At 63.3% G+C, this 25,386-nt stretch carries 25 protein-coding genes and 1 pseudogene; 6 read left to right on the forward strand and 20 right to left on the reverse strand.

Going from position 1 to position 25,386, the window contains the following annotated elements; genetic code table 11:
* The 8 genes from ATH90_RS17015 to ATH90_RS17050 form a co-directional block, all read right to left on the reverse strand.
* A complete protein-coding gene (locus ATH90_RS17015; protein WP_098466844.1) occupies positions 1-453 on the reverse strand; it encodes an alpha/beta fold hydrolase in 453 nt (150 codons plus the stop codon).
* Complete coding sequence (locus ATH90_RS17020) at positions 446-1,195, reverse strand: HvfC/BufC N-terminal domain-containing protein (protein ID WP_098466845.1); 750 nt, start codon at positions 1,193-1,195, stop codon at positions 446-448. The genes ATH90_RS17015 and ATH90_RS17020 overlap by 8 nt, the downstream gene beginning before the upstream one ends.
* On the reverse strand, positions 1,192-2,016 hold the full coding sequence (gene bufB, locus ATH90_RS17025; RefSeq protein WP_098466846.1) for an MNIO family bufferin maturase: 825 nt from the start codon (positions 2,014-2,016) through the stop codon (positions 1,192-1,194). Before bufB ends, ATH90_RS17020 begins: the two co-directional genes overlap by 4 nt.
* Positions 2,017-2,070: 54 nt before the next feature.
* A complete protein-coding gene (bufA2, locus tag ATH90_RS17030; RefSeq protein ID WP_034106881.1) occupies positions 2,071-2,343 on the reverse strand; it encodes a BufA2 family periplasmic bufferin-type metallophore in 273 nt (90 codons plus the stop codon).
* A 27-nt stretch (positions 2,344-2,370) separates the two neighbouring features.
* Positions 2,371-3,132 (reverse strand): alpha/beta fold hydrolase, encoded by a 762-nt coding sequence (locus tag ATH90_RS17035; protein WP_098466847.1) that lies wholly within the window; start codon positions 3,130-3,132, stop codon positions 2,371-2,373.
* A gap of 18 nt (positions 3,133-3,150) precedes the next feature.
* Positions 3,151-3,582: a DoxX family protein gene (locus ATH90_RS17040; protein ID WP_098466848.1), complete on the reverse strand. Its 432-nt coding sequence runs from the start codon at positions 3,580-3,582 to the stop codon at positions 3,151-3,153.
* Positions 3,579-3,851, reverse strand: coding sequence for a BufA1 family periplasmic bufferin-type metallophore (locus ATH90_RS17045; RefSeq protein WP_098466849.1), 273 nt, complete (start codon positions 3,849-3,851; stop codon positions 3,579-3,581). The genes ATH90_RS17040 and ATH90_RS17045 overlap by 4 nt, the downstream gene beginning before the upstream one ends.
* Positions 3,852-4,180: 329 nt before the next feature.
* Positions 4,181-5,056, reverse strand: coding sequence for a Dyp-type peroxidase (locus ATH90_RS17050; RefSeq protein WP_098466850.1), 876 nt, complete (start codon positions 5,054-5,056; stop codon positions 4,181-4,183).
* Between the two features lie 138 nt (positions 5,057-5,194).
* Here ATH90_RS17050 and ATH90_RS17055 point away from each other — a divergent pair, with 138 nt between their 5' ends.
* Positions 5,195-6,811 carry an NADP-dependent glyceraldehyde-3-phosphate dehydrogenase gene (locus ATH90_RS17055; RefSeq protein ID WP_098466851.1) on the forward strand — a complete coding sequence of 539 codons (1,617 nt, stop codon included), beginning with the start codon at positions 5,195-5,197 and terminating at the stop codon, positions 6,809-6,811.
* A 169-nt stretch (positions 6,812-6,980) separates the two neighbouring features.
* On the forward strand, positions 6,981-8,042 hold the full coding sequence (locus ATH90_RS17060) for an FUSC family protein (protein WP_034106989.1): 1,062 nt from the start codon (positions 6,981-6,983) through the stop codon (positions 8,040-8,042).
* 209 nt (positions 8,043-8,251) lie between these two features.
* Here ATH90_RS17060 and ATH90_RS17065 read toward each other — a convergent pair whose 3' ends face one another.
* Positions 8,252-9,010: a TetR/AcrR family transcriptional regulator gene (locus ATH90_RS17065; RefSeq protein ID WP_034106890.1), complete on the reverse strand. Its 759-nt coding sequence runs from the start codon at positions 9,008-9,010 to the stop codon at positions 8,252-8,254.
* 357 nt (positions 9,011-9,367) lie between these two features.
* Between ATH90_RS17065 and ATH90_RS17070 the strand changes: the two genes are divergently transcribed.
* From ATH90_RS17070 to ATH90_RS17085, 4 genes are read left to right on the forward strand one after another with little or no spacing between them, the layout of a single operon-like run.
* Positions 9,368-10,075: an ABC transporter ATP-binding protein gene (locus tag ATH90_RS17070; protein ID WP_034106892.1), complete on the forward strand. Its 708-nt coding sequence runs from the start codon at positions 9,368-9,370 to the stop codon at positions 10,073-10,075.
* Positions 10,072-11,271, forward strand: coding sequence for an ABC transporter permease (locus ATH90_RS17075; protein ID WP_098466852.1), 1,200 nt, complete (start codon positions 10,072-10,074; stop codon positions 11,269-11,271). The genes ATH90_RS17070 and ATH90_RS17075 overlap by 4 nt, the downstream gene beginning before the upstream one ends.
* Positions 11,264-12,742: a TolC family protein gene (locus ATH90_RS17080; RefSeq protein WP_034106896.1), complete on the forward strand. Its 1,479-nt coding sequence runs from the start codon at positions 11,264-11,266 to the stop codon at positions 12,740-12,742. Before ATH90_RS17075 ends, ATH90_RS17080 begins: the two co-directional genes overlap by 8 nt.
* Positions 12,732-13,976, forward strand: coding sequence for an efflux RND transporter periplasmic adaptor subunit (locus tag ATH90_RS17085; protein WP_098466853.1), 1,245 nt, complete (start codon positions 12,732-12,734; stop codon positions 13,974-13,976). Before ATH90_RS17080 ends, ATH90_RS17085 begins: the two co-directional genes overlap by 11 nt.
* Before the next feature lie 405 nt (positions 13,977-14,381).
* Here ATH90_RS17085 and ATH90_RS17090 read toward each other — a convergent pair whose 3' ends face one another.
* The 11 genes and pseudogenes from ATH90_RS17090 to ATH90_RS17140 all read right to left on the reverse strand — a co-directional run bounded on the left by ATH90_RS17090 (position 14,382) and on the right by ATH90_RS17140 (position 25,362).
* Entirely contained in the window at positions 14,382-15,776 is a 1,395-nt protein-coding gene (locus ATH90_RS17090) for an FAD/NAD(P)-binding protein (RefSeq protein ID WP_098466854.1), read from the reverse strand.
* Positions 15,777-15,788: 12 nt separating this feature from the next.
* Positions 15,789-16,556 (reverse strand): ABC transporter ATP-binding protein, encoded by a 768-nt coding sequence (locus ATH90_RS17095; RefSeq protein ID WP_034106902.1) that lies wholly within the window; start codon positions 16,554-16,556, stop codon positions 15,789-15,791.
* Between the two features lie 3 nt (positions 16,557-16,559).
* Complete coding sequence (locus ATH90_RS17100; RefSeq protein ID WP_098466855.1) at positions 16,560-17,900, reverse strand: ABC transporter substrate-binding protein; 1,341 nt, start codon at positions 17,898-17,900, stop codon at positions 16,560-16,562.
* 31 nt (positions 17,901-17,931) lie between these two features.
* A pseudogene (locus tag ATH90_RS17105) lies at positions 17,932-18,981 on the reverse strand (branched-chain amino acid ABC transporter permease).
* 4 nt (positions 18,982-18,985) lie between these two features.
* Positions 18,986-19,867 (reverse strand): branched-chain amino acid ABC transporter permease, encoded by an 882-nt coding sequence (locus ATH90_RS17110; protein ID WP_034106908.1) that lies wholly within the window; start codon positions 19,865-19,867, stop codon positions 18,986-18,988.
* On the reverse strand, positions 19,864-20,637 hold the full coding sequence (locus ATH90_RS17115; protein ID WP_098466856.1) for an ABC transporter ATP-binding protein: 774 nt from the start codon (positions 20,635-20,637) through the stop codon (positions 19,864-19,866). Before ATH90_RS17115 ends, ATH90_RS17110 begins: the two co-directional genes overlap by 4 nt.
* Positions 20,634-21,536: an AMP-binding protein gene (locus ATH90_RS17120; protein WP_098466857.1), complete on the reverse strand. Its 903-nt coding sequence runs from the start codon at positions 21,534-21,536 to the stop codon at positions 20,634-20,636. The genes ATH90_RS17115 and ATH90_RS17120 overlap by 4 nt, the downstream gene beginning before the upstream one ends.
* Before the next feature lie 183 nt (positions 21,537-21,719).
* Positions 21,720-23,099, reverse strand: a complete 1,380-nt coding sequence (locus ATH90_RS17125; RefSeq protein ID WP_098466858.1) for an LLM class flavin-dependent oxidoreductase — start codon at positions 23,097-23,099, stop codon at positions 21,720-21,722.
* The gene (locus tag ATH90_RS17130) at positions 23,099-23,437 is read right to left on the reverse strand and encodes an acyl-CoA dehydrogenase (protein ID WP_098466859.1); all 339 of its coding nucleotides are present in this window, start codon (positions 23,435-23,437) and stop codon (positions 23,099-23,101) included. The genes ATH90_RS17125 and ATH90_RS17130 overlap by 1 nt, the downstream gene beginning before the upstream one ends.
* A 10-nt stretch (positions 23,438-23,447) precedes the next feature.
* Positions 23,448-24,644 (reverse strand): SfnB family sulfur acquisition oxidoreductase, encoded by a 1,197-nt coding sequence (locus tag ATH90_RS17135; RefSeq protein ID WP_098466860.1) that lies wholly within the window; start codon positions 24,642-24,644, stop codon positions 23,448-23,450.
* A 154-nt stretch (positions 24,645-24,798) separates the two neighbouring features.
* Positions 24,799-25,362, reverse strand: a complete 564-nt coding sequence (locus ATH90_RS17140) for a helix-turn-helix domain-containing protein (protein WP_098466861.1) — start codon at positions 25,360-25,362, stop codon at positions 24,799-24,801.
* Between the last annotated feature and the right edge of the window lie 24 nt (positions 25,363-25,386).

Consider the following 25,386-nt stretch of genomic DNA (forward strand, 5'->3'; position numbering starts at 1 on the left):
TCAGGTTCGCCAGTGTCCACTGTTCGCCATCACTCCCACAGCGTCGGCAAAACCGGCCTGGGGCGTGGTATTCAAGGTCACCAGTCCCACGCACCGACTCGGCTTCAGCGTCGCCGCGCGCGTGGCCACCCGCCCGCCCGCTTCCACGCCTGCCAGGACCGCTTCGGGGATGTGCAGCGCATTCATCAGGTCCAGCACATCCTGGCCGAGCACGGCGTCGTCTGCAGTGCGCAGGTACGGAACGATCACGCGAAAGCCCTGGGCGGCCAGCGGCGCCGTCAGGTCGGCAAACACGTGGACATCGGCTGCCAGCAAAATGATCGCCCGTCCCTCCTGCGCCCCGAACTGCTCATAACGGATCTCCTGGTCATCGGTACTCACCTGTTGCACCGCAAACGCCGGTGCGGCGATCACCACCGCTGCCAGCAGTAAAAAATCACGACGATCAAACATGACTCACCCCCACAATCAATTCACTGCCGAGCCAACCGGCCAGGTACTCGCCCGCCTGTATCACGCCCGCCTCTTCGCCCAGGCGCTGCACCAGCCATTCACACAGCCCGGCAAAACTGCCGTCGGCCTGCACGTGCTGCAACGCCTGAAGTTCCTGCGCATCCACCTGGCGCAAGCGCGAGGTGAATTGACGCCGCCACACCAGCAAGCCGCCCGGTTGCGCCAGCATCACAGCTTCGGGCGCGGGCACGTCCTGCCACAACGCCGACCAGACCGCCTCGGCATTGGTGGTCAGGCCGTGGCAACGCAACGACGGCGTCAGTTGCAGCACCGCTGTGTCCCAGTCCAGCCCAACCAACGCCTGCGGCGTCAGGGGCAGCGCATCAGCGGCGACGAAAGCTTCGTTCAGGGCGGACTCGATCCAGGCCAGCTCATGCACATCCGGATTGCGCGGGAACACGTGCCTTAACGTCGCGTAGAACCCCTCGGGGTACGCGTCCAGTGTCCAGGCATGAGGCGGGTGGCGGTCGATGTGGGTGATGCTCGCAGCCAGGAAGACCTCCTCCCCGAGCCAGCGGCGCAGGTTGGGAAACGCCTGTTCCAGGCAACCCACCAACTGTGCGCGGTAGTTGTTCTGGTACACCGCCAGGCCTGCGTGATCATCGCCCAATAATTGCGCGGACGCGTCCGAGGCGCTCACCAACCACTCGCGAAAGGTCTGCTGTAGCTGCGCCAGGTTCATCGCTTTGCCCCCAAGGTGCGGGCCAACGCCAGTTCGTGAAGCAATTCGGCGAGCGGTGGGATCTCGTCATCGCGCTCGATCATGGTCGCCACCGGGCCGAGCCGGGTAATGGCGTGCGCGTACAGCGCCCAGACCCCGGAGCACACTGGGCTGTCATGGCTGTCGATCAAGAGGCCGCGGCCCTGGCTGTGGCCCGCCAGGTGCACCTGGCGCACCCGCTCGGCAGGGAGGCCCTCGAGAAACGCCAGGGCATCGAAACCGTGGTTGCTGGCACTGACAAACACATTGTTGACGTCCAGTAGCAGTTCACAGCCGGTGCGCTTGGCCATGGCCCCGATAAATTCCCACTCGGTCATGGAGGCGCCCTCAAATGCCAGGTAACTGGAGGGGTTCTCGAACAGCAGGGTGCGGCCGAGCACGTCCTGGGCCTGGTGGATATTGGCGCACACGCGCGTCAGTGCTTCGTCGGTGTAGGGCACGGGCAACAAGTCATGGGCGTTGAAGCCTCCGCTGCGCGACCAGCTCAGGTGGTCGGAGACAGACAGCGGCTCGACCTCGTCCACCAGCGACTTGAGGCGCAGCAGGTAGTCCATGTCCAGGCCCTCGGCCGTGCCGATGGACATGGACACCCCGTGCAGCGCCACCGGGTAGCGCTCGCGCACCTGGCGCAGGATATGCCGGGGCTGGCCGCCCGCGACCATGAAGTTTTCGGAGATCACTTCGACGAAATCCACGGGCACCGAGGTCTCCAGGAAGTCGCCGTAGTGCTCCTTGCGCAGCCCCAGGCCATAGCCTGAGAAGTGAGGGTTGGATATCGGCATCGCGGACCTTCGCAAAGAATAAGTGGCGAGCCCGCAGGGGGCTCGCCGGGTGGTTTACTTCGGTTCGGTCAGGGTGCCGCCGGCCTTCAGGCACTCGGACGGGGTCTTGACGATCACGCCTTCGCCCTTGCAGCTGTTGAGGCCCTTGCAGTCGTTCTTGGCGGTGGCGCACAGGCTGGTGCCCTTGCACGTGTTGACGCCGTAGCAACGGCCGGGTTTTTCCTGCGAGTCGGCAGCGCTGGCGGCCGTGGCGAACGAGGCCGATGCCATGGCGATCAGGGCAGCAGCGGCAGCGAGGCTCAGGCGGGATTTGAGTGCAGTGCTCATGGGTGTTTCTCCGGGGGGTGGGGTGAATTACTGGATAACGGAAGCCGCGTCTTCGATGACCTTTGCCACAGCCTCAGGCTGGGAGATGTACACCGAGTGGCTGGCTTTGATTTCGGTGACCTTGGAACCGGCACGCTTGTACATCCAGCGCTGCAGGTCCGGGCTCAGGGCACGGTCTTCGGTGGAGACCACCGCGTAGGTCGGTTTCTTGTGCCAGGCCGCGGCCCAGACGGTGCCGCCGAACAACGCCGTGGTCGCGGGCACTTGGGAGGCGGCCATGAAGTCGGTGCGGTTAGTCGTCAGGTCGGCGGCAAAGTCGGCGTTGAATTGGGTGCGATCAAAGAACAGGTGACCGTCGCGGCTGGCCTTGATGTCATCACTGGGCGCCGGCATGGAGCCGATCAACTGGGCCATGTTCTCGCCCACTTCCGGCTGCAGTGCCGACACGTAGACCAGCGACTTGACCTTGTCGCGGTCGCCGGCAATCGAGATCACCCCGCCACCGGAACTGTGGCCCACCAACACCACCGGGCCGACTTGCTGCTCCAGCACTTCGCGCGCCTCGGCCACATCGGCAGCCAGGCTCTCGTGGCCCTGGTGCACCACGGTGACCTTGTAGCCCTTGTGGATCAGAATGTCGTGCACCACGCGCCAGCCTGAACCGTCGACAAATGAACCGGGCACAATCACGACGCTTTTACCGGTGCCGGGCAATGGCGCGTCGGCCGCCTGGGCCAACATCGGAACGGTCAGGGCCATGCCAATGGCCAGGGAAGAAAGCATGCGCATTGGAAATCTCCATCAAAGTTACGAACGTTTGCCCGAGATCAGGCGGTCCAGCGACCAGGCTCCACCGCCGTACGCCAGCAGTGGCAACAGCAGGCCCGCCCAGGTCAGGTGCACCGGCCAGGCATCGGGGTACACAAACACCTCGATCACCAGGGTCATGCCCAGCAGCACGGCGGCGGCCGGACGGGTCAACAGGCCCAGCACCAGCAACAGCGGGAACACATGCTCGGCGTAGGTCGCCAGGTGCGCTGCCCACTCCGGCGGGATCAGCGGCAGGGCGTATTCCGAGCGGAACAGCGTGTAGGTCGACGGCTTGAGTTCAAGGAACCCGCTGACCTTGGTGCGTCCTGACAGAAAGAACACCGCCGCAATGCCCACCCGAGCCACCAGCAACAGCAGGGCCTGTGGCAGCAGTCGCTGGATCACCCTCGTCGAGGCCGCTCGGCTCACGGCTGCTCCGTCAGGCTGCCGAGGCCTTTAGGCGTCTTGATCTGGGTGCAGGTGCCCTTGTCGACCAGCACCCACGCGTTGCCTTGGTAGTCGGCGGTGGCGGTGCCGGCACACGAAGTGCCTTTGCCCGCGGCGCAATCGTTGGCACCGGCGAGGGACACGCCGAAGCATTTTTCCTGGGGCTTGGGCTCATCGGCATGGGCCACGGCCGCAAAGGCGCTGATGGACAGGGCGAGGGTTGCCGCGAGGGCTGCGTAGGGACGCTTCATGGGGGGTGAGTCTCCTGGCTTGACTGAGTGTGGCCAGGGCGCCTTGGGGTCGGTGACCGCCTGCGCCAGCTGGTGGACAGAGTTAAAGCCAGGCGTGTATCCGCTCTGTGTCGCGAACGCGATAGAACGTCATGCGGGTGTATCAGGGGGGGACGGGGATACAGTCCGATACACAGTCGATAAAACAGTGCCAAGACAAGGGCGCTTTATTCGGCATCCCGAACGCCACCCCCTGCGAACTATCCGTCTTTGCGCAAGCGTGCGTTTCGGCGGCGTCGGTTACCGCAAAAATCACCACGAATGGGTAACGCGCCCCCCGCCCCCAGCCTTCAGATGGGTGTTGCCGGAAACATCGTACTCAGGTCCAGATGACCATCCTTCAACGGTGGGCACCAGTAGTACCCACCGGTCAACGGCTTACTGATGCGATACAGACCATCGACAATCCCATCCTCCAACCCACTCATCCGCCGCAACTGCGCTTCGAACGCATTGAACGAATGGCCAAACGCAAGGAACATCAGCCCAGCCTGACCGTTCTCGGCCCACGGCATGGAACGGCGTACCACGAAGGCTTCCGGCGTGAAGCTCTCCTGGGCGGTGCGCTTGGTGTGGGCAGATTCGGGCGCGTCGTCCAACTCTTCGTTGTCGCCATGCCGGCGGCCAATGATGTGGTCGCGCTCTTGCGCAGGCAAGGCGGCAAAGCCGTCGAGGTCGTGCTGCCATTGCTGGATCGCGGCGAAGCTGGCACCGCTGTCGGTCAGGGCGGCTTCGACCGCTGCGTCGTCGTGGGGGTTTTCGGTACCGTCTTCGTAGTCGGTGAGGTCGAAGCCGGTCTTGTAGCGGAAACCTTCGGTCATCTGCACCAGGCGAAACGCCGGGGCCAATGCCTTTTCCAGTGCACGGCTGCGCAACAGCAATTCACCGCGGTCCTCACCCTGCTGCCATACCCACAATGCCTGCTGGGTAGACGGGTTATGCGCGCCCGGCCCACTGACCGTGGGGAATGGGCGCAGACCGTCAATGCGGGCGCCCAGCGCGGTGACCAGCGGCTCGCCAACACCGACCACTGTCGCCGTGTCGGCCAGCTGTACCAACGCATCCAGCGCAGCGGGCACGGCTGCCAGGGTATCCACGGCGAAAAACAGATGGCGTGCCTGCAACGGCACCGGTGTGACAAGAATGCCCGGCTGGTACTGACTCATGTGAACTCCTTCAAGAAAGCCGCGCAGTTTAACCTTCAGGCGCAGTGCGACGCACAAGAAAGCGCGCGAGCCTTGCCATAGAGCCTATTGTTGGGTGACTCTCTAGTCATGTTTTGCAACTATTCCAGGGGTAGCGACATGACCACCAGCAACCTGCTCGCCCAGCTGTTTCCCACCTGCGCCGCCGACATTCCCGAACAGTTCCGCCTTGCGGCGCCCATCGAACAGCGTGATTACCTGGTCGACGGCCAGTTGAAGGTATGGAACGGTCCCTTGGCCAAGGTGCAAAGCCCGGTGCAACTGGGCGACGAACGCGTGCACATCGGCAGCACGCCGCTGCTGGATGCCGAAACCGCCCTCACCGCGCTCGACGCCGCGGTGCGCGCCTATGATCGCGGCCAGGGTGAATGGCCGACCCTGCGCGTGGCAGATCGTATCCAGCATGTCGAAGCGTTCCTGCGGCGCATGCGGGAACAGCGCGACGCGGTGGTCAAGCTGCTGATGTGGGAGATCGGCAAGAACCTCAAGGATTCACAGAAAGAGTTCGACCGTACCTGCGACTACATCACCGACACCATCAATGCCCTCAAAGAGTTGGACCGCCGTTCCAGCCGCTTCGAGCTGGAGCAAGACACGCTTGGCCAGATCCGCCGCGTACCACTGGGCGTGGCGTTGTGCATGGGGCCCTATAACTACCCGCTGAACGAAACCTTCACCACCCTGATCCCGGCGCTGATCATGGGCAACACCGTGGTGTTCAAGCCGGCCAAGCTCGGCGTGCTGTTGATCCGCCCGTTGCTGGAGGCGTTCCGCGACAGCTTCCCGGCCGGGGTCATCAACGTGATCTACGGCAGCGGCCGCGAAACCGTCAGCGCGCTGATGGCCAGTGGCAAGATCGATATCTTTGCGTTTATCGGCACCAACAAAGCCGCGAGCGACCTGAAAAAGCTGCACCCGAAACCACACCGTCTGCGTGCGGCACTCGGCCTGGACGCAAAAAACCCAGGCATCGTGTTGCCTGAGGTGGACCTGGACAATGCCGTGAGCGAAGCCGTGACCGGGTCCTTGTCGTTTAATGGCCAGCGCTGCACCGCGCTGAAAATCCTGTTCGTGCATGAAGACGTCGTCGACCGCTTCATCGAGAAATTCAACCAGAAACTGGCCACGCTCAAACCCGGCATGCCGTGGGAAGACGGCGTGGCGCTGACGCCGTTGCCTGAAGTGGGCAAGGTGGACTACCTCAACGAGCTGGTGGCCGACGCAGCGCAGCACGGTGCCAACGTAGTGAATGAGAATGGCGGCAGCAGTCGAGGGTCATTTTTCTACCCGGCGGTGCTGTACCCGGTGAACCCGCAGATGCGCGTGTACCACGAAGAGCAGTTCGGCCCGGTGGTGCCGATCGTGCCTTACCGCGACTTGCAGACAGTGATCGACTATGTGCTGGACTCGGACTTCGGCCAGCAACTGAGTATCTTCGGCACCAGCGCCGTGGAGGTCGGGCGCCTGGTGGACACCTTCGCCAATCAGGTCGGCCGTATCAACATCAACGCGCAGTGCCAGCGTGGTCCCGACACCTTCCCCTTCAACGGGCGCAAGAACTCGGCCGAGGGCACGCTGTCGGTACATGACGCGTTGCGCGTGTTCTCGATCCGCACGCTGGTGGCGACCAAGTTCCAGGAAAGCAACAAGGCGCTGGTCAGCGACATTTTGCGCAACCGTGACTCAAGCTTCCTGACCACCGACTACATTTTCTGACAGCACCTGGGAGCCTGTGTGAAAGCAGGCATCTGTGGCGCTGGCTTGCCTGCGATGCAAGCACCGTGGTGCTCCCGCCACACTGGGTCTACGCGATCGCAGGCAAGCCAGCGCCCACATTTGATCGAGTCACCCCTGACTTTTTGAGGCCACTTTAATACCGATGAACCTGCACCTACCTCTGTTTGCCCGGCGCCTGCTACGTCCCCTGCTCGACCCCTACCGTCGCTATCGCCACGCCAAGCTGATCCACGCCGTGCGCGTGTCCATCGGGTTGCTGGCGACGATCCTGCTGACCACGGGCATCAACCTGCCCCACGGTGAGTGGGCGTCGGTCACCATGCTGATCGTGATCGGCGGTTTGCAGCACCACGGCAATATCGGCAAGAAAGCCGTGGAGCGCGCCTATGGCACGTTGATCGGCGCCAGCGTCGGCTTGTTGCTGGTGGTGCAGCAGGCCTACTTTGGCCAGCCGTTCTTGACCTACCTGTTGATGTCGGCGGTGTGCGGGTTCTTTTCGTATCACGCCATCGGCAAGGGCGGCTACATTGCGCTGCTGTCGGCGATCACCGTGTTTATCGTCGCGGGCCATGGAGACAACCCGATCTCGGATGGCTTGTGGCGCACGGTCGATATCCTGATCGGCATCGTCCTGGCCCTGGCGTTCTCCTTTGCCTTGCCGCTATACGCTGTGTACTCGTGGCGCTACAACCTGGCCAGCGCGTTGCGCGATTGCGCGGCGATCTACAGCCGAATCATCAATGGCCAGTCGGTCACCGACGATGAACACCTCAAACTGCTCAACCGCTTGAACGCGGCGATGGTGCAGTTGCGTTCGCTGATGCCGTCGGTGTCCAAGGAAGTGCGGATTTCGATGACGGAACTGGACGCGATCCAGCGGCATTTGCGCATGTGCATCAGCACCCTGGAAATCCTCGGAAATACCCGCCCAGATCCCCGGGACGAACAAGCGATGGCGAGGATGCAGGTGATGCTGAAAGCCGAACACCGGCAGATTCGAGTGCAGCTGGTAGGGATGGCGCGCGCCTTGAAGTCGGGCGTGACGGAGCGGTTGGAGCGGCCCAGTCACATCACGGGCGCCGAGCCAGCGCTGGATGCGCCGGTGTACAGTGCCCTGGATGGTTATCGGTTGTTGACGGTGCAACTGGCGGCAAACATTGATGCAATGCGCCAACGCCTGGCCAAAAGTGCCGGACACTGGAAGATTTAGAAGGTGGCGCGTCGACGCTGTTAACCGCCTCAGCACTTTCATACTTTTTCCTACATATTTTTCACGATTTATTCACATCCAGAGACGTAGGGTGAAGCCTCATCCGTTACAAACGTTGCACATCAAGCCCGCCGCCCCAGCGGGCTTTTTTTTGCCTTGCAAAAACACGTCTGCAAAACACGGCAGGCTTGAGGTGGCCCCAACAGGGATCAGCGCGAAACCTTGGCGGCGGGCGCCGACGCTTGTTCACGAATAGCCCGCTGGGTGTCGAGCACCCTGGCCAAGGCATTTTCCGCTTCCGGGCTTTGCTGCGGCACGCGAATCGCCGCCGACACCAGGGTGATCAACTTGGCCATCACTTCGGCATCCGTGGCCGGGCGCCCCAGGCTCATGGAGTTCATCAGCAGGCGCAGTTCAGTGCCGGCCATCACGCCGGATATCGCCTTGAGGGCAAATTGCAGGCGCACCCCCAGTTCATTGCGCGGCAGCTCGGGCAAGGCCAGGGCAAAGGCTTCGAAGAAGCGCTGGAACACCGGCTGGTAATGCACCTTGAGGTATTCCTGGATAAACGGCGATGTATCGCTGTAGACCCGCCCCAGGAACCGGATGAACGAACGCCCTTCCCCACTGGCGCTCGCCGGATCGCTACGCTCAAGGCCCATGGCCGGGGCAAACAGCACGCCGAGCAGGGTGTCGCAATCCAGCGGGCCGTCGGACTCGGCCTCACAGCGCGCGAGCAATTCCAGGCGCTGCTCGTTGAGCGGCTCCAGGCGCTGCATCAGCAGGGTTTTCATCAGGGAGTCCTTGTCCCCGAAGTGGTAGTTCACCGCAGCCAGGTTGACCTGGGCACGCTCGGTAATCTGCCGCAACAAAACCGCATCGTATCCGTACTTAATGAAGAGAGCCTCTGTCGCATCCAGCAGTCGAGTCTTGGTAATGTTTGGAGCGCTGACTTTCTTCGCGACCATAGAAGTTCCACGTGGGAAATATTGTTTTAAAAAATAATTTGATTTTTTATACCGGTGCCGTCGTCCGAAAGCAAGTAGTGACACACCGCCATATGATCGAAAGCCTTTGCTGGCGGGCTCGTTGAGCCTAGTCGAACGGATTCTGGACGGCCTGCAGTGCCATGGCAGAAATCGTTTCAAGGGGTGAAACCGCTCTATATCGATGGCTGGCGAAGCCGCTGGAACACGGTTAGTATTCAAACAATATTTTAAAAACAAGAAATAAAACCAGTCCGTGACGCGTACCAGGCAGCTCCCGAACTTGTAACAATGCTTTTCCAGGGACAGCACGGCACCGTCGAGACTGCAGGCGTAGTCATGATGACAGATACCCGCGCGCACCCAGGCTTGATCTCACTGCACGGCATCGGCAAAAGCTATCAGCTGGCCGGGCAACACCTGTCCATTCTCAATGATGTCTGCCTGTCCATTGCCAGCGGTGACAGCTGCGGCATCCTCGGCGCGTCCGGCTCCGGCAAAAGTACCCTGCTTAATATCCTTGGCCTGCTGGACCTGCCCAACTGCGGCGAGTACCGCTTTGCCGGGCACGACATTTTCAACGCCACCCCCGATGAGCTGGCGGCGATCCGCAACCAGCAAATCGGTTTCGTGTTCCAGAGCTTCAATCTGCTGCCACGCCTCAGTGCCCTGGACAACGTCGCGCTGCCCCTGGGTTATCGCGGCGTGTCGCGCCATGAGTCGGTGGAGCAGGCCCTGCGCATGCTCGAACAGGTCGGCCTGGCCGACCGCGCACACCACCGCCCCGCCGACCTCTCCGGCGGCCAGCGCCAGCGGGTCGCCATTGCACGGGCCCTGGTGGGCAAGCCTTCGGTGATCCTGGCCGACGAGCCGACCGGTAACCTCGACAGCACCACGGCCCAGGAGATCATGGACCTGTTGCTGGCACTGAACCGCGAGCAACAGGTCACGCTGATCATCGTCACCCACGACCCGCACATCGCCGAGCGCCTGGACCGCAAGATCCTGGTGCGCAATGGCGTGGTGAATGAGGCCGGGCGCCCATGAGCCTGCGGGTCGAACAGAGCGTCAGCCAACTGCTGCATGAAGCGTTCGTCAGCCTGCGCACCCTGGGCAAGCGCTCGGTCCTGGCACTGCTGGGCATTGTCATCGGCAGCTCGTCAGTGGTGGCGTTGATCAATATCGGGCACAACGCAGCAGTGGATGCCGCGATGATTTTCAAGGACATGGGCACCGACACCCTCGTCGCCCAGTTCCCGTCCAAAGGCAGCGGCACGGTGATGATGCCCGCCCGCCTCGACCTGGACGCCGTGCGCCAAACGGTGTCGGGCATTGCCCATATCGGCGCCCTCACGTTGTTCAGCGGGCCCATTGTGTTTCACGGCCGTACCGTCAATGCCAACTTCGTCGGCAGCACACCGGGCATCCAGGACGCGATGCGCCTGGCGGTGCAACAAGGGCGTTTCCTCTCAAGTTTCGATGCCAGTGAAACCTACGGCGTGATCGGCAGCCAATTGGCCGAGGCCCTGGGGGCGCCGGGCGACCCGCTGCAACTGGGCGACCGCGTGCGTATCAACGACTACCTGTTCCTGATCGTGGGCATCCTGCGCAGCCAGCCCCGGGCGATGTTGATGCCGGTGCAGGCCAACGAGTCGCTGTTCATCCCCGCCGAAGGCATGCGCCGCATCTATGCCCTGCCGCAGATCGGCAACGTGATCATCCGCGCCATGCCCGGCCAGGACATGGAACGGCTCGCCCAGGAGGCGGCCACCGCGTTGAGGCCCCAACTTCCCGACCACGATGTGGATATCCAGGTGCCTCAGCAAATGATCGACGGCATGACCCGGCAAAGCCGCACCTTCGCCTATCTGCTGCTGGCCCTCGGTGCAATCTCCCTGGTGGGCGGTGGCGTGGGCGTGATGAACGTGATGCTGATGAACGTGTCGGAGCGGCGTCGCGAGATCGGCATTCGCATGGCACTGGGCGCGCGTCAGCGAGATATCCGTAACCTGTTCCTGCTCGAGGCCGTGACCCTCACCGCCGTCGGCGCGCTGTGCGGCGCGGTCCTGGGCATGACCGCTGCCTGGCTGTACGCCTGGCTGTCGGGCTGGGCGTTTGCCCTGGCCGTCGCCGCCCTGCCGCTGGGAGTAGGCAGTACGTTACTGGTGGGGCTGTTTTTCGGCATCTACCCGGCGGTCTCTGCCTCACGGCTGCAGCCGGTGGAGGCCCTGCGCGATGAATAGGTGGCTGTTCTGGCTTGCCCTGGTCAGCCTGCCGGGCATGGCCGCCGACGTGGTGATCAAACCGTCGGCACCGAGTACGACCCGCAGCGGCTACGACCGCAGTGTCTCGCTGAATGCCCAGGTCACCACCATGACCCTGGGTGATGCGGTGTACCTGGGCTTGCGCAATAACCCGGCGATCCGCAGTGCGTACCTGCAACGGGTGGCGCAGAAATTCGACCTGCGCGTGGCCGAAGATGTGTTCAACCCCAAGCTCACGCTCAACAGTTACTACCGCAGCACCCGCGGCTCCGCCGACAATGCGCGCAATGCCAACGTGGCGCCGGCCACCAGCCTGCTCGGTGAGTACGGCACGCGCTTGAGCATGGCCTGGACCCAACAATTGAACAACGCAGACCGCGCCGGCCGCTACCGCAGCGACGGCCTGGACCTGGCAATCATCCAACCGCTGATGCGCGGCGCCGGCTGGGACGCCACCACCGCGCCGCTGCGCCTGTCGCGCCTGGCGGAGCAGGCCAACCGCCTGAACCTCAAGGCCACCGTGGCGCAGACCATCAGCCAGATCATCGCCACCTACCGCGAATTGCTGCGCGCCCAGGAGCAATTGAGCATCGTGCAGGACGCCCTCAAGCGTTCCGGCACCTTGCTGGAAGTGAACAAGGCGCTGATCAGCGCCGGGCGCATGGCCGAATTCGAAATCGTACAGACCGAAGCCGATATCGCCACCCAGCAACTGGGTGTGGAAGAGGCGCAGAACCAACTGGACTCCAGCCGCCTGGCCCTGCTGCGCCTGCTGGCCCTGGACCTGTCCACGCCGATCCGCGCCACCGAAGCCCTGGAGGCCAGGCCCATGCAGATCGACAAGCGCCAGGCCTTCAACCTGGCGCAAACCCAGCAACCGGAATACCTCGCCGCCCTGCTCGGCAGCCAGCAGGCCGACCTCGACCTGGTGATCGCCAAGGACTCCGGGCGTTGGCAGGTGGACCTCGTGGCCGGTGCCAACCAGGTGCGCGACGCCTACGATAACGATGCCGGCCGCTCCAACAACCGCACCTGGGAGAGCTACGCTGGAGTGCAGGTGCAAATCCCCATCGGTGATATCAGCACGCGCCAGGCCGAAGTGCGCGCGCGGGTGAATGTGGAGGACCAGGAGATCCGCATCACCGATGCCCGCCAGGAACTGGAACGCAGCGTCAACGACGTGGTACGCGACCTCGGCACCCGCTGGCGCCAATATGAAATCTCCCAGCGTGCGGTGGAGTTGTCGCGACGCAAGATCGAGATCGAGCGGGAAAAACTCAGCGCCGGGCGTTCCACCAACTTTCAGGTGCTGAGCTACGAGACCGACCTGCGCAACGCCGAAAACGCGCAACTCAATGCGCTGATCGCTTATTTGAACGCCCAGACCCAGCTCGACTTGACCCTGGGCATGACGCTGGAAAGTTGGGAAATCGCCCTCAATGACTACTAATCAGAAACGCCTGCTGGGTGCTGTATTGATCGTGCTGCTGGGCGGCGCGGGCCTGGCCTTGCGCAGTCCGGCCTCCGACCCAGCCAGCACCGCCGAGCAGTGGCTGGCCATCAAGCCCGACGCGCTGGTGCACCAGATCGGCCTGGTGGGCAAGATCGAACCCGACACCACCATCACCCTCACCGCGCCCTTCGACGGCAATGTGCAAGCCAACCTGGTGGAACAAGGCCAGCGGGTCGAGGCCGGCCAGGTGCTGTTGCGCATGGACCCGGCCACCCTGGAAGTGCAACTGCGTGACGCCCTCTCGGCCCAGCTCAAGGCCCGACGCACCGTGCAAGAGATGCATGACTGGGACAGCAGCCCCGCAGTCGGCCGCGCGCGCCGCAGCCTGCGCACCACGGAAATGAACGCCGGCAATACCCAGCGCAAACTCACTGAAAGCGAAAACCTGTTCAAGCGCGGCATCATCCCACGCAACGAACTGGACGACCTCAGGCAGCAGGTCCAACAGCAACAGCTCGACCTTGCTTCGGCCCGCAGCGAACTGCAGCAGGCCATCGAACAGGGCAAGGGCGAATACCGCCAGATCGCCGACATGGAACTGACCAATGCCACGGTGAAATACGACGCCTTGAATAAGCTGCTCGAGGGCAAGGACGTCAAGGCGCCGTTCTCAGGCATCGTGGTGCCACCGCCCGGCAATACGTCCGCCCAAGGGGGTGGCAACAACAATGCCCCGGTCCAGGCCGGCAGCAAGGTCAGCCAGGGTCAGGTGCTGTTCGGCCTGGCGAATATCGAACGGCTGAAAATCGTCGCCAAGGTGTCGGAACTGGACATCAACCAGCTGCACCAGGGCCAGGCGGTGGAAGTGCTGGGGGACGGGTTCGATGGCGAGCGGCTGACCGGTTCGGTCAGCGCGGTCAGTGGCTTGGCGATTGCCGGTGACAGCCAGGGCAGCGCGCAGTTTCCGGTGACCCTGTCGATCCCCAAGCTCACGCCGCAGCAGTTGCAGCGGGTGCGGCTGGGGATGAGCGCGCGGTTGACCATCGTGACCTACAACAATGCGCAGGCGATTGTGATTCCGAGCCAGGCGATCCAGCCGGACATGACGGTCGAATACCGCGAGGCCATGGACAAGCCGGTGGAGCAGGTAAAAGTGACCACCGGGCAATCGACTGCCCAAGGCGTGGAAGTATTCGGCCTAAAGCCAGGGTTTGTGAAAATCCCCAGGTAAATGAAGTGCCAAATGTGGGAGCGGGCTTGCCCGCGAAGGCGGAGTGACAGTCGATACATTCATTGACTGATCCGACGCATTCGCGGGCAAGCCCGCTCCCACATTTAGATTTGTGTCAGCCTGGCGGCAGGCGCCTTGGCCTGAATCACCCCTGTGCATCCACCACTGCCCCCGGCATCCGCCGCAATCCCCCAACGCCAGCGGCCCGGTCTGGATCAGCCAAGTGACCACCGGGCAATCGACTGCCCAAGGCGTGGAAGTGTTCGGCCTAAAGCCAGGGTTTGTGAAAATCCCCAGGTAAATGAAGTGCCAAATGTGGGAGCGGGCTTGCCCGCGAAGGCGGAGTGACAGTCGATACATTCATTGACTGATCCGACGCATTCGTGGGCAAGCCCGCTCCCACCTTTAGATTTGTGTCAGCTTGGCGGCCAACGCCTTGGCCTGGATCGCCACATCGGTCACCGCCGTACTCTCCCACCACATCCCCCGCAACGGCGGGCCCATGGCGAATAACCGCTGGCTGACCCGCCCCTGTGCATCCACCACGGCCCCGCAGGCATCCGCCGCAATCCCCAACGCCAGCGGCCCGGGCTGGATCAGGCCACGCTTGAGCAACTGTTGCGGCAATGGCCGAGCCACCCGGCGCCAGTCGTATTCGATGCCACTGGAGTTGATCAGCGCTGCGCCCGAGACCAGGGTGATCCCTTGCTCGCCGCGATGACGCAAACGAATTGTCACGCCTTCAGCCGAAGGTTCCAAGCCCTTGAAGGAGGCAGCCCGGATGCGCAACCGCCCCTCGTCATGCAAGCGCGCCACCAACTGCGCGCTCAGCGGCGGCGAGCGGTGGTGATGACTTTCCCACCACGGCCGCACATGCCTCACGAACTGGCGTTTCTCGCGCTCGCTGGCCTGGCTCCACAACCGGCCGATGTGTGCACGCACCGTGTCCAGCGGCGCTTGCCAATCGATCCCCTGCGCTTGTGCAATGCCACATTGCCGACGCACCTCGCGCAGCAATTGCCGTGGGCTGCGCAGGCGCTGGTCCTCGCTGAGAAAATCCACCCAGCCCGGCGGTTGCCGGCGCACATGAGGCAGTAGGCCGTGGCGCGAGAAAACCTCGATCGGCCCACGATGCCCAGCCTGCTCCAGGGAGACTACGGCGTCGACCATGGTGAGCCCGGAACCGATGATCAGCACCGGCGCTTGCGGGTCAATCTGGGTCATCGCTTGCACGTCCCAGGGGTCAACCGCCGTCGCGTTCAACCCGCTGGACTGGGTCTGCGGTGTACGCGCCGCCGGGAACATGCCGGTGGCCAGTACCACAAGCCCGCCGCGCAGTGGCTGGCCGTTATCGAGGGTCAGCAGCGTTGAGGCGTCCTCCCTTTGCAGGTCGACCACTTCGCCGCGCACGTGCTCAACGCTGGAGGCGGAACGTGCCTTTGCCTCGGCCAGGCGTTGCTGGGCATACAAACCAAATATCCCGCGCGGCGGGAATAGTTCGCTGATCGGCACGTGCTGCTGGTCCGACTCGGGCCAGCCGCCAGCGCCGATGTAGTCGGTGAGCCATTGGGTCAGGTCGTCGGGGTTGTCCGGGTCGACGCTCATGCGCGCCGCATTGCCGTTCAAGGTGTGGCCCAGTTCGACGGCGCTGTAGGCCTCGCCACGCCCCAGTTCAGCGCGCGGCTCGATTACCAGGATCCGGCGCTTGCCGGGCAGGCGCAAGAGTTGCACGGCCAGCATCGTGCCGCTCAGGCCGCCGCCGATGATCAGCACATCAGCGTTGCGGATGGATTCAGTCATGCAGGGTCGCCCTTACTGTTTGCCCAGGTAAAAGTCATGCAAATCGCCGCGCGCCAGCAGTTCAGCGGCGCTGCCACTCAAGGCTACGCGCCCAGTATCCAATACGTAGCCGTGGGACGCATAGGTCAACGCAACGTTGATATTCTGCTCGGCGACCAGGAAGCTCACCTGCTGCTCGCGGTTGAGCTGCGCGATGATCTCGAAAATCTCCTGCACGATCATAGGCGCCAACCCCATGGACGGCTCGTCGAGCAGTACCAAAGCAGGACGGGTCATCAACGCCCGGCCGATGGCGACCATCTGTTGCTCGCCGCCCGAGGTGAGCCCGGCGCGGGTGTGGCGCTTGGTCTTGAGCCGCGGGAACCAGGCATAGAGGCGTTCCAGGTCGTGCTCCATGTCCCGGCGGCTCAAGCGCCTGACAAAGCCGCCGCTGCGCAGGTTGTCCTCGACGGTCAACTGGCCGAACACATGACGACCTTCCAGCACATGGACCATGCCCTGGCGCACGCGTTGGCTGGGGTCGATCCCGGCCAGGTCGACGCCTGCGTATTCGATCACCCCACGGCTGACCTCGGCCCGCTCGGCACGCACCAACCCCGAGATGGCCTTGAGCGTGGTGCTCTTGCCGGCGCCGTTGGCACCAAGCAAGGCCACGATCGCGCCCTTGGGCACGTTCAGCGACACCCCGGCCACCGCCAGGATCGCGCCGTCGTAGATCACTTCGATATCGTTGACGGTCAGCAGCGACGGGCGCGCGACGTCGATGGCGGGTTGGTTCATGGTTTATTCATCCCCGGTGCAGGTACGCGGCGTCAGGCCTTTTTCCTTGGCGAACGCGGCTGACTTTTCATCGATCAACGGACGCAACAGCGCGCGGTCGGCGGCGATCCAGTCGCTGATCAGCGTCCAGTTGGCGCCGTCCCACTGTTGCACCCGCGCCGAGCCGCCGCCTTCGTGGTCGCGGCACGACAGCTTGAGGTTCTGCATCAGGCCCAGGTAGCCCATGTCTTTCAAGCGCGCGTCGTCGATGTTCAGGTGCTCCAGGCCCCAGCGACCTTCTTCGCCATTGAGCGGGCGCTTGCCGAACTTGGCCTGGCCGGTGCGAATCGCTTCCACCGCGACCGCGGCATTCACCAGGCCGGAGTTGTAGTAGACGCTGCCGAAGTTCTTCAGGTCCTTGAGGTCACTGTGGCCCTTGTCGAGGATGTACTGCTTGAGGCGTTTGTGGATCTCGAAATCAGCCCCGGCCGGGTATGGCGTCAGGGCCAGGTAACCCTTGGCGGCGGCACCGGCAGGCAATACGTCCTCGCTGGAGCTGGCCCAGATGTCGCCGACGATGTGGTCCACCGGGAAGCCGAAGCGCGCAGCGGTCTTTACCGCGACCGGTGTGGACACGCCCCAGGTGCGCAGGAACACCCAGTCCGGGTTGGCCTGGCGCACCTGACGCCATTGCGCGGATTGCTCGTTGCCTGGGTCGGCGACCGGGATCTGGATATTGTCGAAACCGTATTTTTCCGCCAACAACTTCAGCGGTCCGAGGGTTTCGCGACCGTAGGCCGAGTCGTGGTAGACCGTGGCGATCTTCTTGCCCTTGAGTTTGTCGAAACCGCCTTCACGCTGGGCGATGTAGTTCACCAGCGTCGAGGCTTCGCTGTAGAAGGTCAGCATCACCGGGAAGTTATAGGGGAATACCGTGCCGTCGGTGGCTTCGGTGCGGCCGTAGCCGAGGGTGATCAGCGGGATCTTGTCCACTTCGGCGCGCTCGCTCAGCGCATACGCCGCCGGTGCGCCGTTGGGCTGGTACACCGCGACCGGCGCGCCATCCAGGCCATTCTTGAAGCGCTCGTAACACTCGATGCCCTTCTCTGCCGTCCACTCGGTCTCGCACTCCTGCCACACCAGCTTCACACCGTTGATGCCGCCTTCGACTTCGTTGATGTAACGCAGGTAGTCGATCATCCCGGCCCACACCTGCACGCCACTGGAGGCATACGCGCCAACGCGGTAGGTGGCCAGGGGGATGAATTGCTGGTCGGGCGAGGCCATCGCCTGGGGGACGGCACCGGCCAGGGATGCCAGCGTAAACGCGGCGCCGATCAAGGAACGTTTCAAGGATGCACGCATGGGGGCTCTCTATCAGTCAGTACAATAAGGTTCAGAAACGCAGCGGCCACTGCCGCACACGGTCACGCAGGTTGTGCAACAGGCGGATCAAGCCCTCGGGTTCCTTGATCAGGAACACGATGATCAACACGCCAAAGATAATTTTCTGCAAGTTCTGCAACTGCCCCGCATCCACCGAGCCACCGAACAGTGCCTGCCCGGCATGGCTGAGGAAGATCGGCAGCAGACTGATAAAGGCCGCGCCGACAAAGTTGCCAGCGATGCTGCCCATGCCGCCGATAATGATGATGAACAGGATCTGGAAGGAGCGATTGATATCGAAGCTGCTGGCGCTGGCCGTACCCAGGTAGGCAAAGGCCCACAGCGCGCCGGCTATCCCCAGGTAGAACGAGCTGACCGCGAACGCCAGGCGCTTGTAGCGCACCACCGGGATGCCGACCACGGCGGCGGCGGTGTCCATGTCACGGATCGCCATCCAGTTGCGCCCGACCTAGCTGCGCACCAGGTTGATGGCGGTCCAGGTCAACAGCAGCACGGTGACCAGGGTCAGCAGGTAGCGGCCCAACGGCGTATTGAGGTCGTGACCGAACAACGCCAGCTTCGGCGCGGAGATGGTCCCGGACGAGCCGTAGTTGTAGAACCAGGGAAACTTGACGAACAGCCACTCCAGGAAAAACTGCGCGGCCAGGGTGGTGACCATCAAGTAGAAGCCCTTGATCCGCGAGCTGGGCAGGCCGAACAGCAAGCCGACCACGGCGCTGATGATCCCACCGCCCAGCAACGCCACCGGCAACCCCAGCTCCGGCAGGCGCAGCAGGAACCCGTAGGTGGCAAACGCGCCCACGGCCATGAAGCCGGCGGCCCCGACAGAGGTCTGGCCGGTGTACCCGGTGAGCAGATTAAGGCCCAGCCCGGCCAGCGACAGCACCAGGAACGGGATCAGGATCGCATTCAGCCAATAGTCATTGCCCCACAGCGGCACCACGACAAAGGCCAGCACCAGCAGGCCGATCAAGGCCCAGGGGATGCGCCGCTGGATCAGCAGCAGCGGCGCGGTTTCTTGAACAACGGGGATCGACATGGTTTCAGACTCGCTCGATGGCGCGCTCGCCAAACAGGCCGGCGGGACGGATATACAGGAAGGCCAAGGCCAATACGTAGGCGAACCACGGCGTGATACCGCCGCCGATCAACGGGCCGATGTACACCTCGGCGAGGTTTTCCGCCGCACCGACAATCAGCCCTCCGACAATCGCCCCGCCAATCGAGGTAAAGCCGCCGATGATCAGCACCGGCAAGGCCTTGAGCACCACCAGCGACAGCGAGAACTGCACGCCCTGGCGCGCGCCCCACAGCAGGCCCGCCACCAGCCCGACGATCCCGGCCACCGCCCAGACGATCTGCCAGATACGGTTGAGGTTGATGCCGATGGACAGCGCCGCCGTGGTGTCATCCGCCACTGCCCGCAGTGACACACCGATGCGGGTCTTGTTGAACAGCAGCGCCAGCACCGTCACCAGCACCACGGCGGCTGCGGCGGCAATCAGGTCGAATTGGCTGAGCATCAGCGGGCCGACGAACAGCGGCACGTCGTCGATGCCCAGGTCGAGGGCGCGCACCTGGGAGCCCATCAAGCCCTGGGCCAGGCCTTCGATAATGAACGACAGGCCCAGCGTCGCCATGAACAAGGTGATCTGCGAACGGTTCACCAGCGGCCTCAAGACCAGACGCTCGATGAGCAAGGCGCCGATGATCATCACGATCACGGTCAAGAGCAGCGCCAGGGCAAACGGCACCCCCTGGTCATGCAGGCTGACGAAGGTCAGCGCGGCAAACAGCAGCATCGAGCCCTGGGCGAAATTGAACACACCACTGGCCTTGTAGATCAGCACGAAGCCAATGGCGACCAGGGAGTACATGGTGCCGGCGAGCAGGCCACCGAGCAGGGTTTCGAAAAAAAAGGTCATGCGTCTACCACTCCCAGATAGGCCGCGATCACCTCGGGATTGGCCTGCACGTCGGCCGGCGTGCCGTCGCCCACCTTGCGCCCGTAATCGAGCACCACCACGTGGTCGGACAAGCCCATCACCACGCCCATGTCGTGCTCGATCAACACCACGGTGGTGCCGAGGTCGCGGTTTACGTCGGCGACGAAGCGCGCCATTTCCTGTTTTTCCTCGGCGTTCATGCCGGCCATGGGCTCGTCCAGCAGCAACAAGCTGGGGCCTGCGATCAACACCCGGCCCAGTTCCACGCGTTTTTGCAGGCCGTAGGACAGGTTGCCCACCAGCACATCCCGGTGGGCTTGCAGTTCAAGGAATTCGAGAATGCCCTGGGCGCGCAGCCGGAACCCCTCGGCTTCCCGGCGCGCGCGGGGCAAGCCCAGCGCTTGCTCGATAAAGCTGCTGCGCATATGCCGTGACAGGCCGGTGAGGATGTTGTCGAGCACGCTCATCTTCTTGAACAGCGCGTTGTTCTGGAAGGTGCGGCCGATACCTCGCCGCGCGGCGCCCAAGGGGTCAATGCGGTGGAAGTGCTGGTCCTCGAAGACGATCTCACCGGCATCGAAGCGATACACGCCATTGAGCACATTGAGCAACGAGCTTTTACCGGCGCCATTGGGCCCGATCAGTGCACAGATCTCGCCGCGCGCCACGTCGAAGGACAAGGCATTGATCGCCTTGACGCCCTTGAACGACAGCGAGATATCCCGTACTTGCAGAATGGCCTGGCTCATGCGATGTCCCGTGTGAATTCAGCCAGCCAGGTTGGCTCGGCGGTCGGTTTAAGCGGCTGCCAGATGTAGGCCAAGCGTTGGAAACCCAGCAGCTTGCGCACGCGGTTTTTCAGCAGGCGGCGCAGGCCGCTTTGTGGGTGCGCGATGGCCCAGTCGCACAGGCGTCGGCCCCAGGTGCCGTGAGGGGCGAGGCGGCTTTCGATATCATCGGCCAGGTGCTGCAAACGCGCGGGCGACAGCAGCAGGCCGGTGGGCGCGACTTCACTGCGATCACGCCGCGCCGAGGCCAGGCTTTCCGGAAATGCCAAGCCATGGCCGCTGTTGAGCCATTGCTCCAGCACCACGGCCAAGCCACCTTGCCAATGGGTGCCCTCTTCGCTCCACAACGCGGTTTCGCCCGAGGGGTGCCACCAGCGGGCGAGGTGTTGGGCGGGTGCCAACGGGCCGAGCAACTGGGCGAAATCCAACAGATTGGCCGACCGCCAATGCCGCGCGTACTGGCGGCCCAGCGCGTATGAATGGGTGGGACGAATGCGCCACAGGTGTTGCTGCAGCGCCTCCGGTTCCAGGTCATCGGCCAGGGTCAGCACTTGCCCGCCGATGGATTGCGCCGCCAGCGCCAGCAACAACAGGTTCGGCTCGAATGCACCGCTGAGTGCCAGCCGCGACTGCTCGCTGAAACCCTGCTGGCGCAAACCATCGGCCAGGCGCTCGACGTCACGCAAGGCATCGATCCAGCGCCACGCGTACCACTGTCCCTGGCGCTTGTGGCGCAGGGCGGTGTGCAGTGGTGTGATCTGCGCCCAGTGGCGCAGTTGTTCCAACGCCTTGGGCAGGTCGCCGAGCAGCTCGGCGGGCCATTCCAGGACCAGCGGACGTTTGAGTTCGTGCACGCTCATAGGGGGGTGCTCCTATTCAAGTGATGTGCGTGCGGTGGTCCGCTGGCCGGGATCGATCAAACAATAAAGATCAAACGGTGGGCGCTGGCTTGCCGGCGATGGCGGGCTGTCAGTGGAGACATCTCTGGCTGCCCCACCGCTATCGCCGGCAAGCCAGCGCCTACATTGACCGAGGTGTTCCAATCATAGGGTGGTGGCTTTGAGGTCGCGGTAGCCGGCGCCAGGATGGTTAGAGGCCAACCTCGCACCGTCGCCAAACAGCTTCTCGCGCAAAGTGCCCGGGGCGTATTCGGTCTTGTACACGCCGCGCTTCTGCAACGTCGGCACCAACAGGTCCACGGCGTCGATGAAGGTTTCGTGGGTGAGCGCATAGGCCAGGTTGAAGCCGTCCACATCGGTCTCCTCGACCCATTCCTGCAGCAGGTCCGCTACGGTTTCCGGGCCGCCGACGAACAAGGGGCCAAAGCCGCCGATTCCAACCCAATCGGCCAGCTCGTTCGGCGTCCAGACCTTGTTCGGATCCGCCGTGGAGAAGGCTTCAACCGCCGATTGAATCGCGTTGGTGTGCACATGCTTAAGCGGCTCATCGGGCTTGAACTGGCTGAAGTCGATGCCGGTCCAGCCGGAGATCAACGCCATCGCACCTTCGTAGCTGACGTAGGACTTGTATTCCTCGAACTTGGCCTTGGCCTTCGCATCGGTCTCGCCGACGATCACCGTCTGCAGGTTGAAGATCAGGATCTTCTTCGGATCGCGCCCGGCCTCGGCAGCTCGGCGGCGGATGTCGGCGACGGTCTTTTTCAGCAGGACCTTGGACGGCGCGGCGACGAAGACGCACTCGGCCTGCTCGGCAGCGAACTGCTTGCCACGGCTGGACGCGCCAGCCTGGTAAAGCACCGGCGTGCGCTGCGGTGACGGTTCGCACAGGTGAATGCCGGGGACCTGGAAGTGTTTGCCGACATGACGGATCTCGTGGATCTTGCTCGGATCGCTGAAAATCCGGCGCTCGCGGTCGCGCAGCACCGCCCCCTCCTCCCAACTGCCTTCCCAGAGTTTGTAGCAGACCTCCAGGTATTCCTCGGCGTAGTCGTAGCGTGCGTCGTGTTCAGTCTGGGCCTTCTGGCCGAGGTTCTTGGCGCCGCTTTCCAGGTACGAGGTGACGATGTTCCAGCCAATACGGCCCTTGGTCAGGTGATCCAGGGTGGAGAGACGGCGGGCGAACGGGTACGGGTGTTCGAACGACAAAGACGCCGTCAGGCCGAAGCCCAGGTGTTCGGTGACCAACGCCATCGGCGCGATCAACGACAGTGGGTCATTGACCGGCACCTGGGCCGCCTGGCGAATCGCCGCGTCGCCGTTGCCGTTGTAGACATCATAGATACCCAGCACGTCGGCGATGAACAGGCCATCGAACTTGCCGCGCTCGAGGATCTTGGCAAGGTCAGTCCAGTATTCCAGGTCCTTGTACTGCCACGAACGGTCACGCGGATGCGCCCACAGCCCAGGGGATTGGTGGCCGACACAGTTCATGTCGAAGGCATTCAAGCGGATTTCACGGGACATCAAAGCACTCCGTTGAGGTGGTAGTTGCCGACAACCTGGTATTTCCAGCGCAGAGGGTCATCGAGGGTCGGCGGCAGTGCAGTGCGTTGGCCGGTCAGTTCGAATTCGGCGTTGCTGGCAGCGATCAGGGCTTCGGCGGCGGCGATCTGCGCCTCGGTGGCGGCGACCGGGCTGGGATGGGTGTCGGCGCGCTCAGCCAAGGCGGCAGCCACATCGACGCGGATCTGCAGATCGCCGAAGCGGCTGATCACATAAGGGTCGTCGCTTTTCTCGACGTGGCGGCGGTTGCTGTCCAATAGTTGGCGCGCCTGATTCAGCACGGGGCTCAGTGGGGTCATGGGCAGGTCCTCAGTTCCAGGCGTGGCGAGCTGGCTTCACGCCGTTGAGCACGAAGTTGCCGATCAGGTGGTATTTCCAGCGGGCCGGGTCGTGCAGGGTGTGGGTGCGTGCGTTGCGCCAGAAGCGGTCAAGGTTATGTTTGCCGGTCACCGAACGGGTGCCGGCCAGTTCGAAGAGTTTGCTGCTGGCGAGCAAGGCGGTTTCCGCCGACAGCACTTTGGCCTGGGCGACCACCAGCGAGGCGTGGGCCACGCTGTCTTCATTCGGCTCGGCGAGAGCACGGTCCACGGCCTGGCCAGCCTTGGCGAGAATGGCTTCGGTGCCGTGTGCGCGCCATTCCAGGTCGCCGATGGCAGCGATGGTGAACGGGTCTTGCCAGCCGTGATCCTGATGGCTGTCGATCCACGGGCGCGCCTGGCGTGCGTAAATCTTCGCCTGCTCCAGGGCACCCAGGGCGATGCCCGTGTCGACCGCTGCCTGGATAATCTGCGAGATGGGACCGTTGGCGGTGGGTTGGTCGAAAGCCTGATGGGCGGGGATCACTGCGCTGCGGGGCACGGTCACACCGTCGAGGGTCACGCCGCCGCTGGCGGTGGTGCGCTGGCCGAAGCCGTCCCAGCTGTCGATGACCGTCAAGCCCGGGGCATCGCGCTCGACGAAGGCGATAAACGCCTGGCCGTGTTCGTTATTGCCGACCGTCGGCACGATGTGGGCGAACAGTGCGCCGGTGCAGTAGAACTTCTCGCCGTTGATTTGCGCGCTATCGCCATGGAAGCGAATCTGGGTGTCGAAGGTCCCGGCATGCTTGCTCTTGGCTTCGGAGAAGGCGTTGCCGAAACGGTAGCCGGCCAGCACCTTGCCGAAATAGTGGCGCTTTTGTTCCTCGGTCGTGGTTTGCAGCAGGATGTCCACCACACCCAGGTGGTTCTGCGGGATTTGCCCCAGGGACGGGTCGGCGGCGGAGATCAATTTGATCACCTCGGCCACGGTCACATAGGACACCTCGGCGCCGCCGTAGGCCTTGGGAATGGTGATGCCCCACAGGCCGCTGGCGGAGAATTCGTCGAGCTCGGCGACCGGCAGGCGACGCTCACGGTCGCGCTCGCTGGCCTCGACGGCAAACCGTGCGGCCAGGCGCGTGGCGACTTCGATGGCTTCCGCGTCCGAGCGGATGATATGGGCAGGGTGTTGAGGGTGGGCTGACATGGGCCGACTCCAGGCTCCTAGGGAATGACCTGGTAATTGCAGGAGTCGTGCCTGAATTTAATCGCCAATGAAATCAGCGGGTTGCTGGAAATTCAACGCAGGAGAGCGGGTTTCAAACCAGCAAAGTGTCCATCCACTGTTGCCGGGTGAACAGTTAGATCACCACGGTTCGCACGAAGCACACCGCCACGTCGCCGTCATTGCGATAGCCGTGGGATTGGCGGCTGGCGAACATGTAGAACTCACCGGCCGCGACGTGTTTTTCTTCGTCGTCCAGGATCAGGGTCAGTGCGCCTTCGTACACAAACAGCTGCACGCTCCAGCCTTCCGGGTCCGGCTCAGGGCTGTAGCGATCACCGGGCTCCAGGCGCATCTCCCACAATTCCACCTCGCGCCGGGCGTTGGCTTTGGCCAGCAACACCGCTTTGCTGCCGGGAATATCACCGGCCCAGGCCAGCTCGTTGATACGGCTGTGATCGGGCGCATCAGGCGCCTGGATCAGGTCGCTGAAGGCCACGTCCAATGCTTCGGCCACCCGGTCGAGGGTAGACAGGCTGACGTTCTTTTCACCGGCCTCGATGGCCACCAGCATGCGCCGGCTGACCCCGGACTTTTCCGAGAGCGCGGTTTGGCTCAAGTCGGCGGCATGGCGCAGGCGACGAACGTTCTGGCTGACGTGCTGCAGGACCGAAGCCCGTTGTGGATTTTCTTTGTGCACTATATTGCTCAATGGGTGGGTGTG

The organism is Pseudomonas lurida (assembly GCF_002563895.1).
GTDB lineage: Bacteria > Pseudomonadota > Gammaproteobacteria > Pseudomonadales > Pseudomonadaceae > Aquipseudomonas > Aquipseudomonas lurida.

Coding starts and splice junctions, on each gene's coding strand:
- ATH90_RS17130 (WP_098466859.1), bottom strand. CDS start 23,437: ATGACCCCACTGAGCCCCGTGCTGAATCAGGCGCGCCAACTATTGGAC.
- ATH90_RS17045 (WP_098466849.1), bottom strand. CDS start 3,851: ATGAAGCGTCCCTACGCAGCCCTCGCGGCAACCCTCGCCCTGTCCATC.
- ATH90_RS17110 (WP_034106908.1), bottom strand. CDS start 19,867: ATGACCTTTTTTTTCGAAACCCTGCTCGGTGGCCTGCTCGCCGGCACC.
- ATH90_RS17080 (WP_034106896.1), top strand. CDS start 11,264: ATGAATAGGTGGCTGTTCTGGCTTGCCCTGGTCAGCCTGCCGGGCATG.
- bufB (WP_098466846.1), bottom strand. CDS start 2,016: ATGCCGATATCCAACCCTCACTTCTCAGGCTATGGCCTGGGGCTGCGC.
- ATH90_RS17065 (WP_034106890.1), bottom strand. CDS start 9,010: ATGGTCGCGAAGAAAGTCAGCGCTCCAAACATTACCAAGACTCGACTG.
- ATH90_RS17015 (WP_098466844.1), bottom strand. CDS start 453: ATGTTTGATCGTCGTGATTTTTTACTGCTGGCAGCGGTGGTGATCGCC.
- ATH90_RS17055 (WP_098466851.1), top strand. CDS start 5,195: ATGACCACCAGCAACCTGCTCGCCCAGCTGTTTCCCACCTGCGCCGCC.
- ATH90_RS17075 (WP_098466852.1), top strand. CDS start 10,072: ATGAGCCTGCGGGTCGAACAGAGCGTCAGCCAACTGCTGCATGAAGCG.
- ATH90_RS17100 (WP_098466855.1), bottom strand. CDS start 17,900: ATGCGTGCATCCTTGAAACGTTCCTTGATCGGCGCCGCGTTTACGCTG.
- ATH90_RS17020 (WP_098466845.1), bottom strand. CDS start 1,195: ATGAACCTGGCGCAGCTACAGCAGACCTTTCGCGAGTGGTTGGTGAGC.
- ATH90_RS17120 (WP_098466857.1), bottom strand. CDS start 21,536: ATGAGCGTGCACGAACTCAAACGTCCGCTGGTCCTGGAATGGCCCGCC.
- ATH90_RS17090 (WP_098466854.1), bottom strand. CDS start 15,776: ATGACTGAATCCATCCGCAACGCTGATGTGCTGATCATCGGCGGCGGC.
- ATH90_RS17085 (WP_098466853.1), top strand. CDS start 12,732: ATGACTACTAATCAGAAACGCCTGCTGGGTGCTGTATTGATCGTGCTG.
- ATH90_RS17070 (WP_034106892.1), top strand. CDS start 9,368: ATGATGACAGATACCCGCGCGCACCCAGGCTTGATCTCACTGCACGGC.
- ATH90_RS17095 (WP_034106902.1), bottom strand. CDS start 16,556: ATGAACCAACCCGCCATCGACGTCGCGCGCCCGTCGCTGCTGACCGTC.
- ATH90_RS17035 (WP_098466847.1), bottom strand. CDS start 3,132: ATGCGCATGCTTTCTTCCCTGGCCATTGGCATGGCCCTGACCGTTCCG.
- ATH90_RS17050 (WP_098466850.1), bottom strand. CDS start 5,056: ATGAGTCAGTACCAGCCGGGCATTCTTGTCACACCGGTGCCGTTGCAG.
- ATH90_RS17135 (WP_098466860.1), bottom strand. CDS start 24,644: ATGTCAGCCCACCCTCAACACCCTGCCCATATCATCCGCTCGGACGCG.
- ATH90_RS17115 (WP_098466856.1), bottom strand. CDS start 20,637: ATGAGCCAGGCCATTCTGCAAGTACGGGATATCTCGCTGTCGTTCAAG.
- ATH90_RS17125 (WP_098466858.1), bottom strand. CDS start 23,099: ATGTCCCGTGAAATCCGCTTGAATGCCTTCGACATGAACTGTGTCGGC.
- bufA2 (WP_034106881.1), bottom strand. CDS start 2,343: ATGAGCACTGCACTCAAATCCCGCCTGAGCCTCGCTGCCGCTGCTGCC.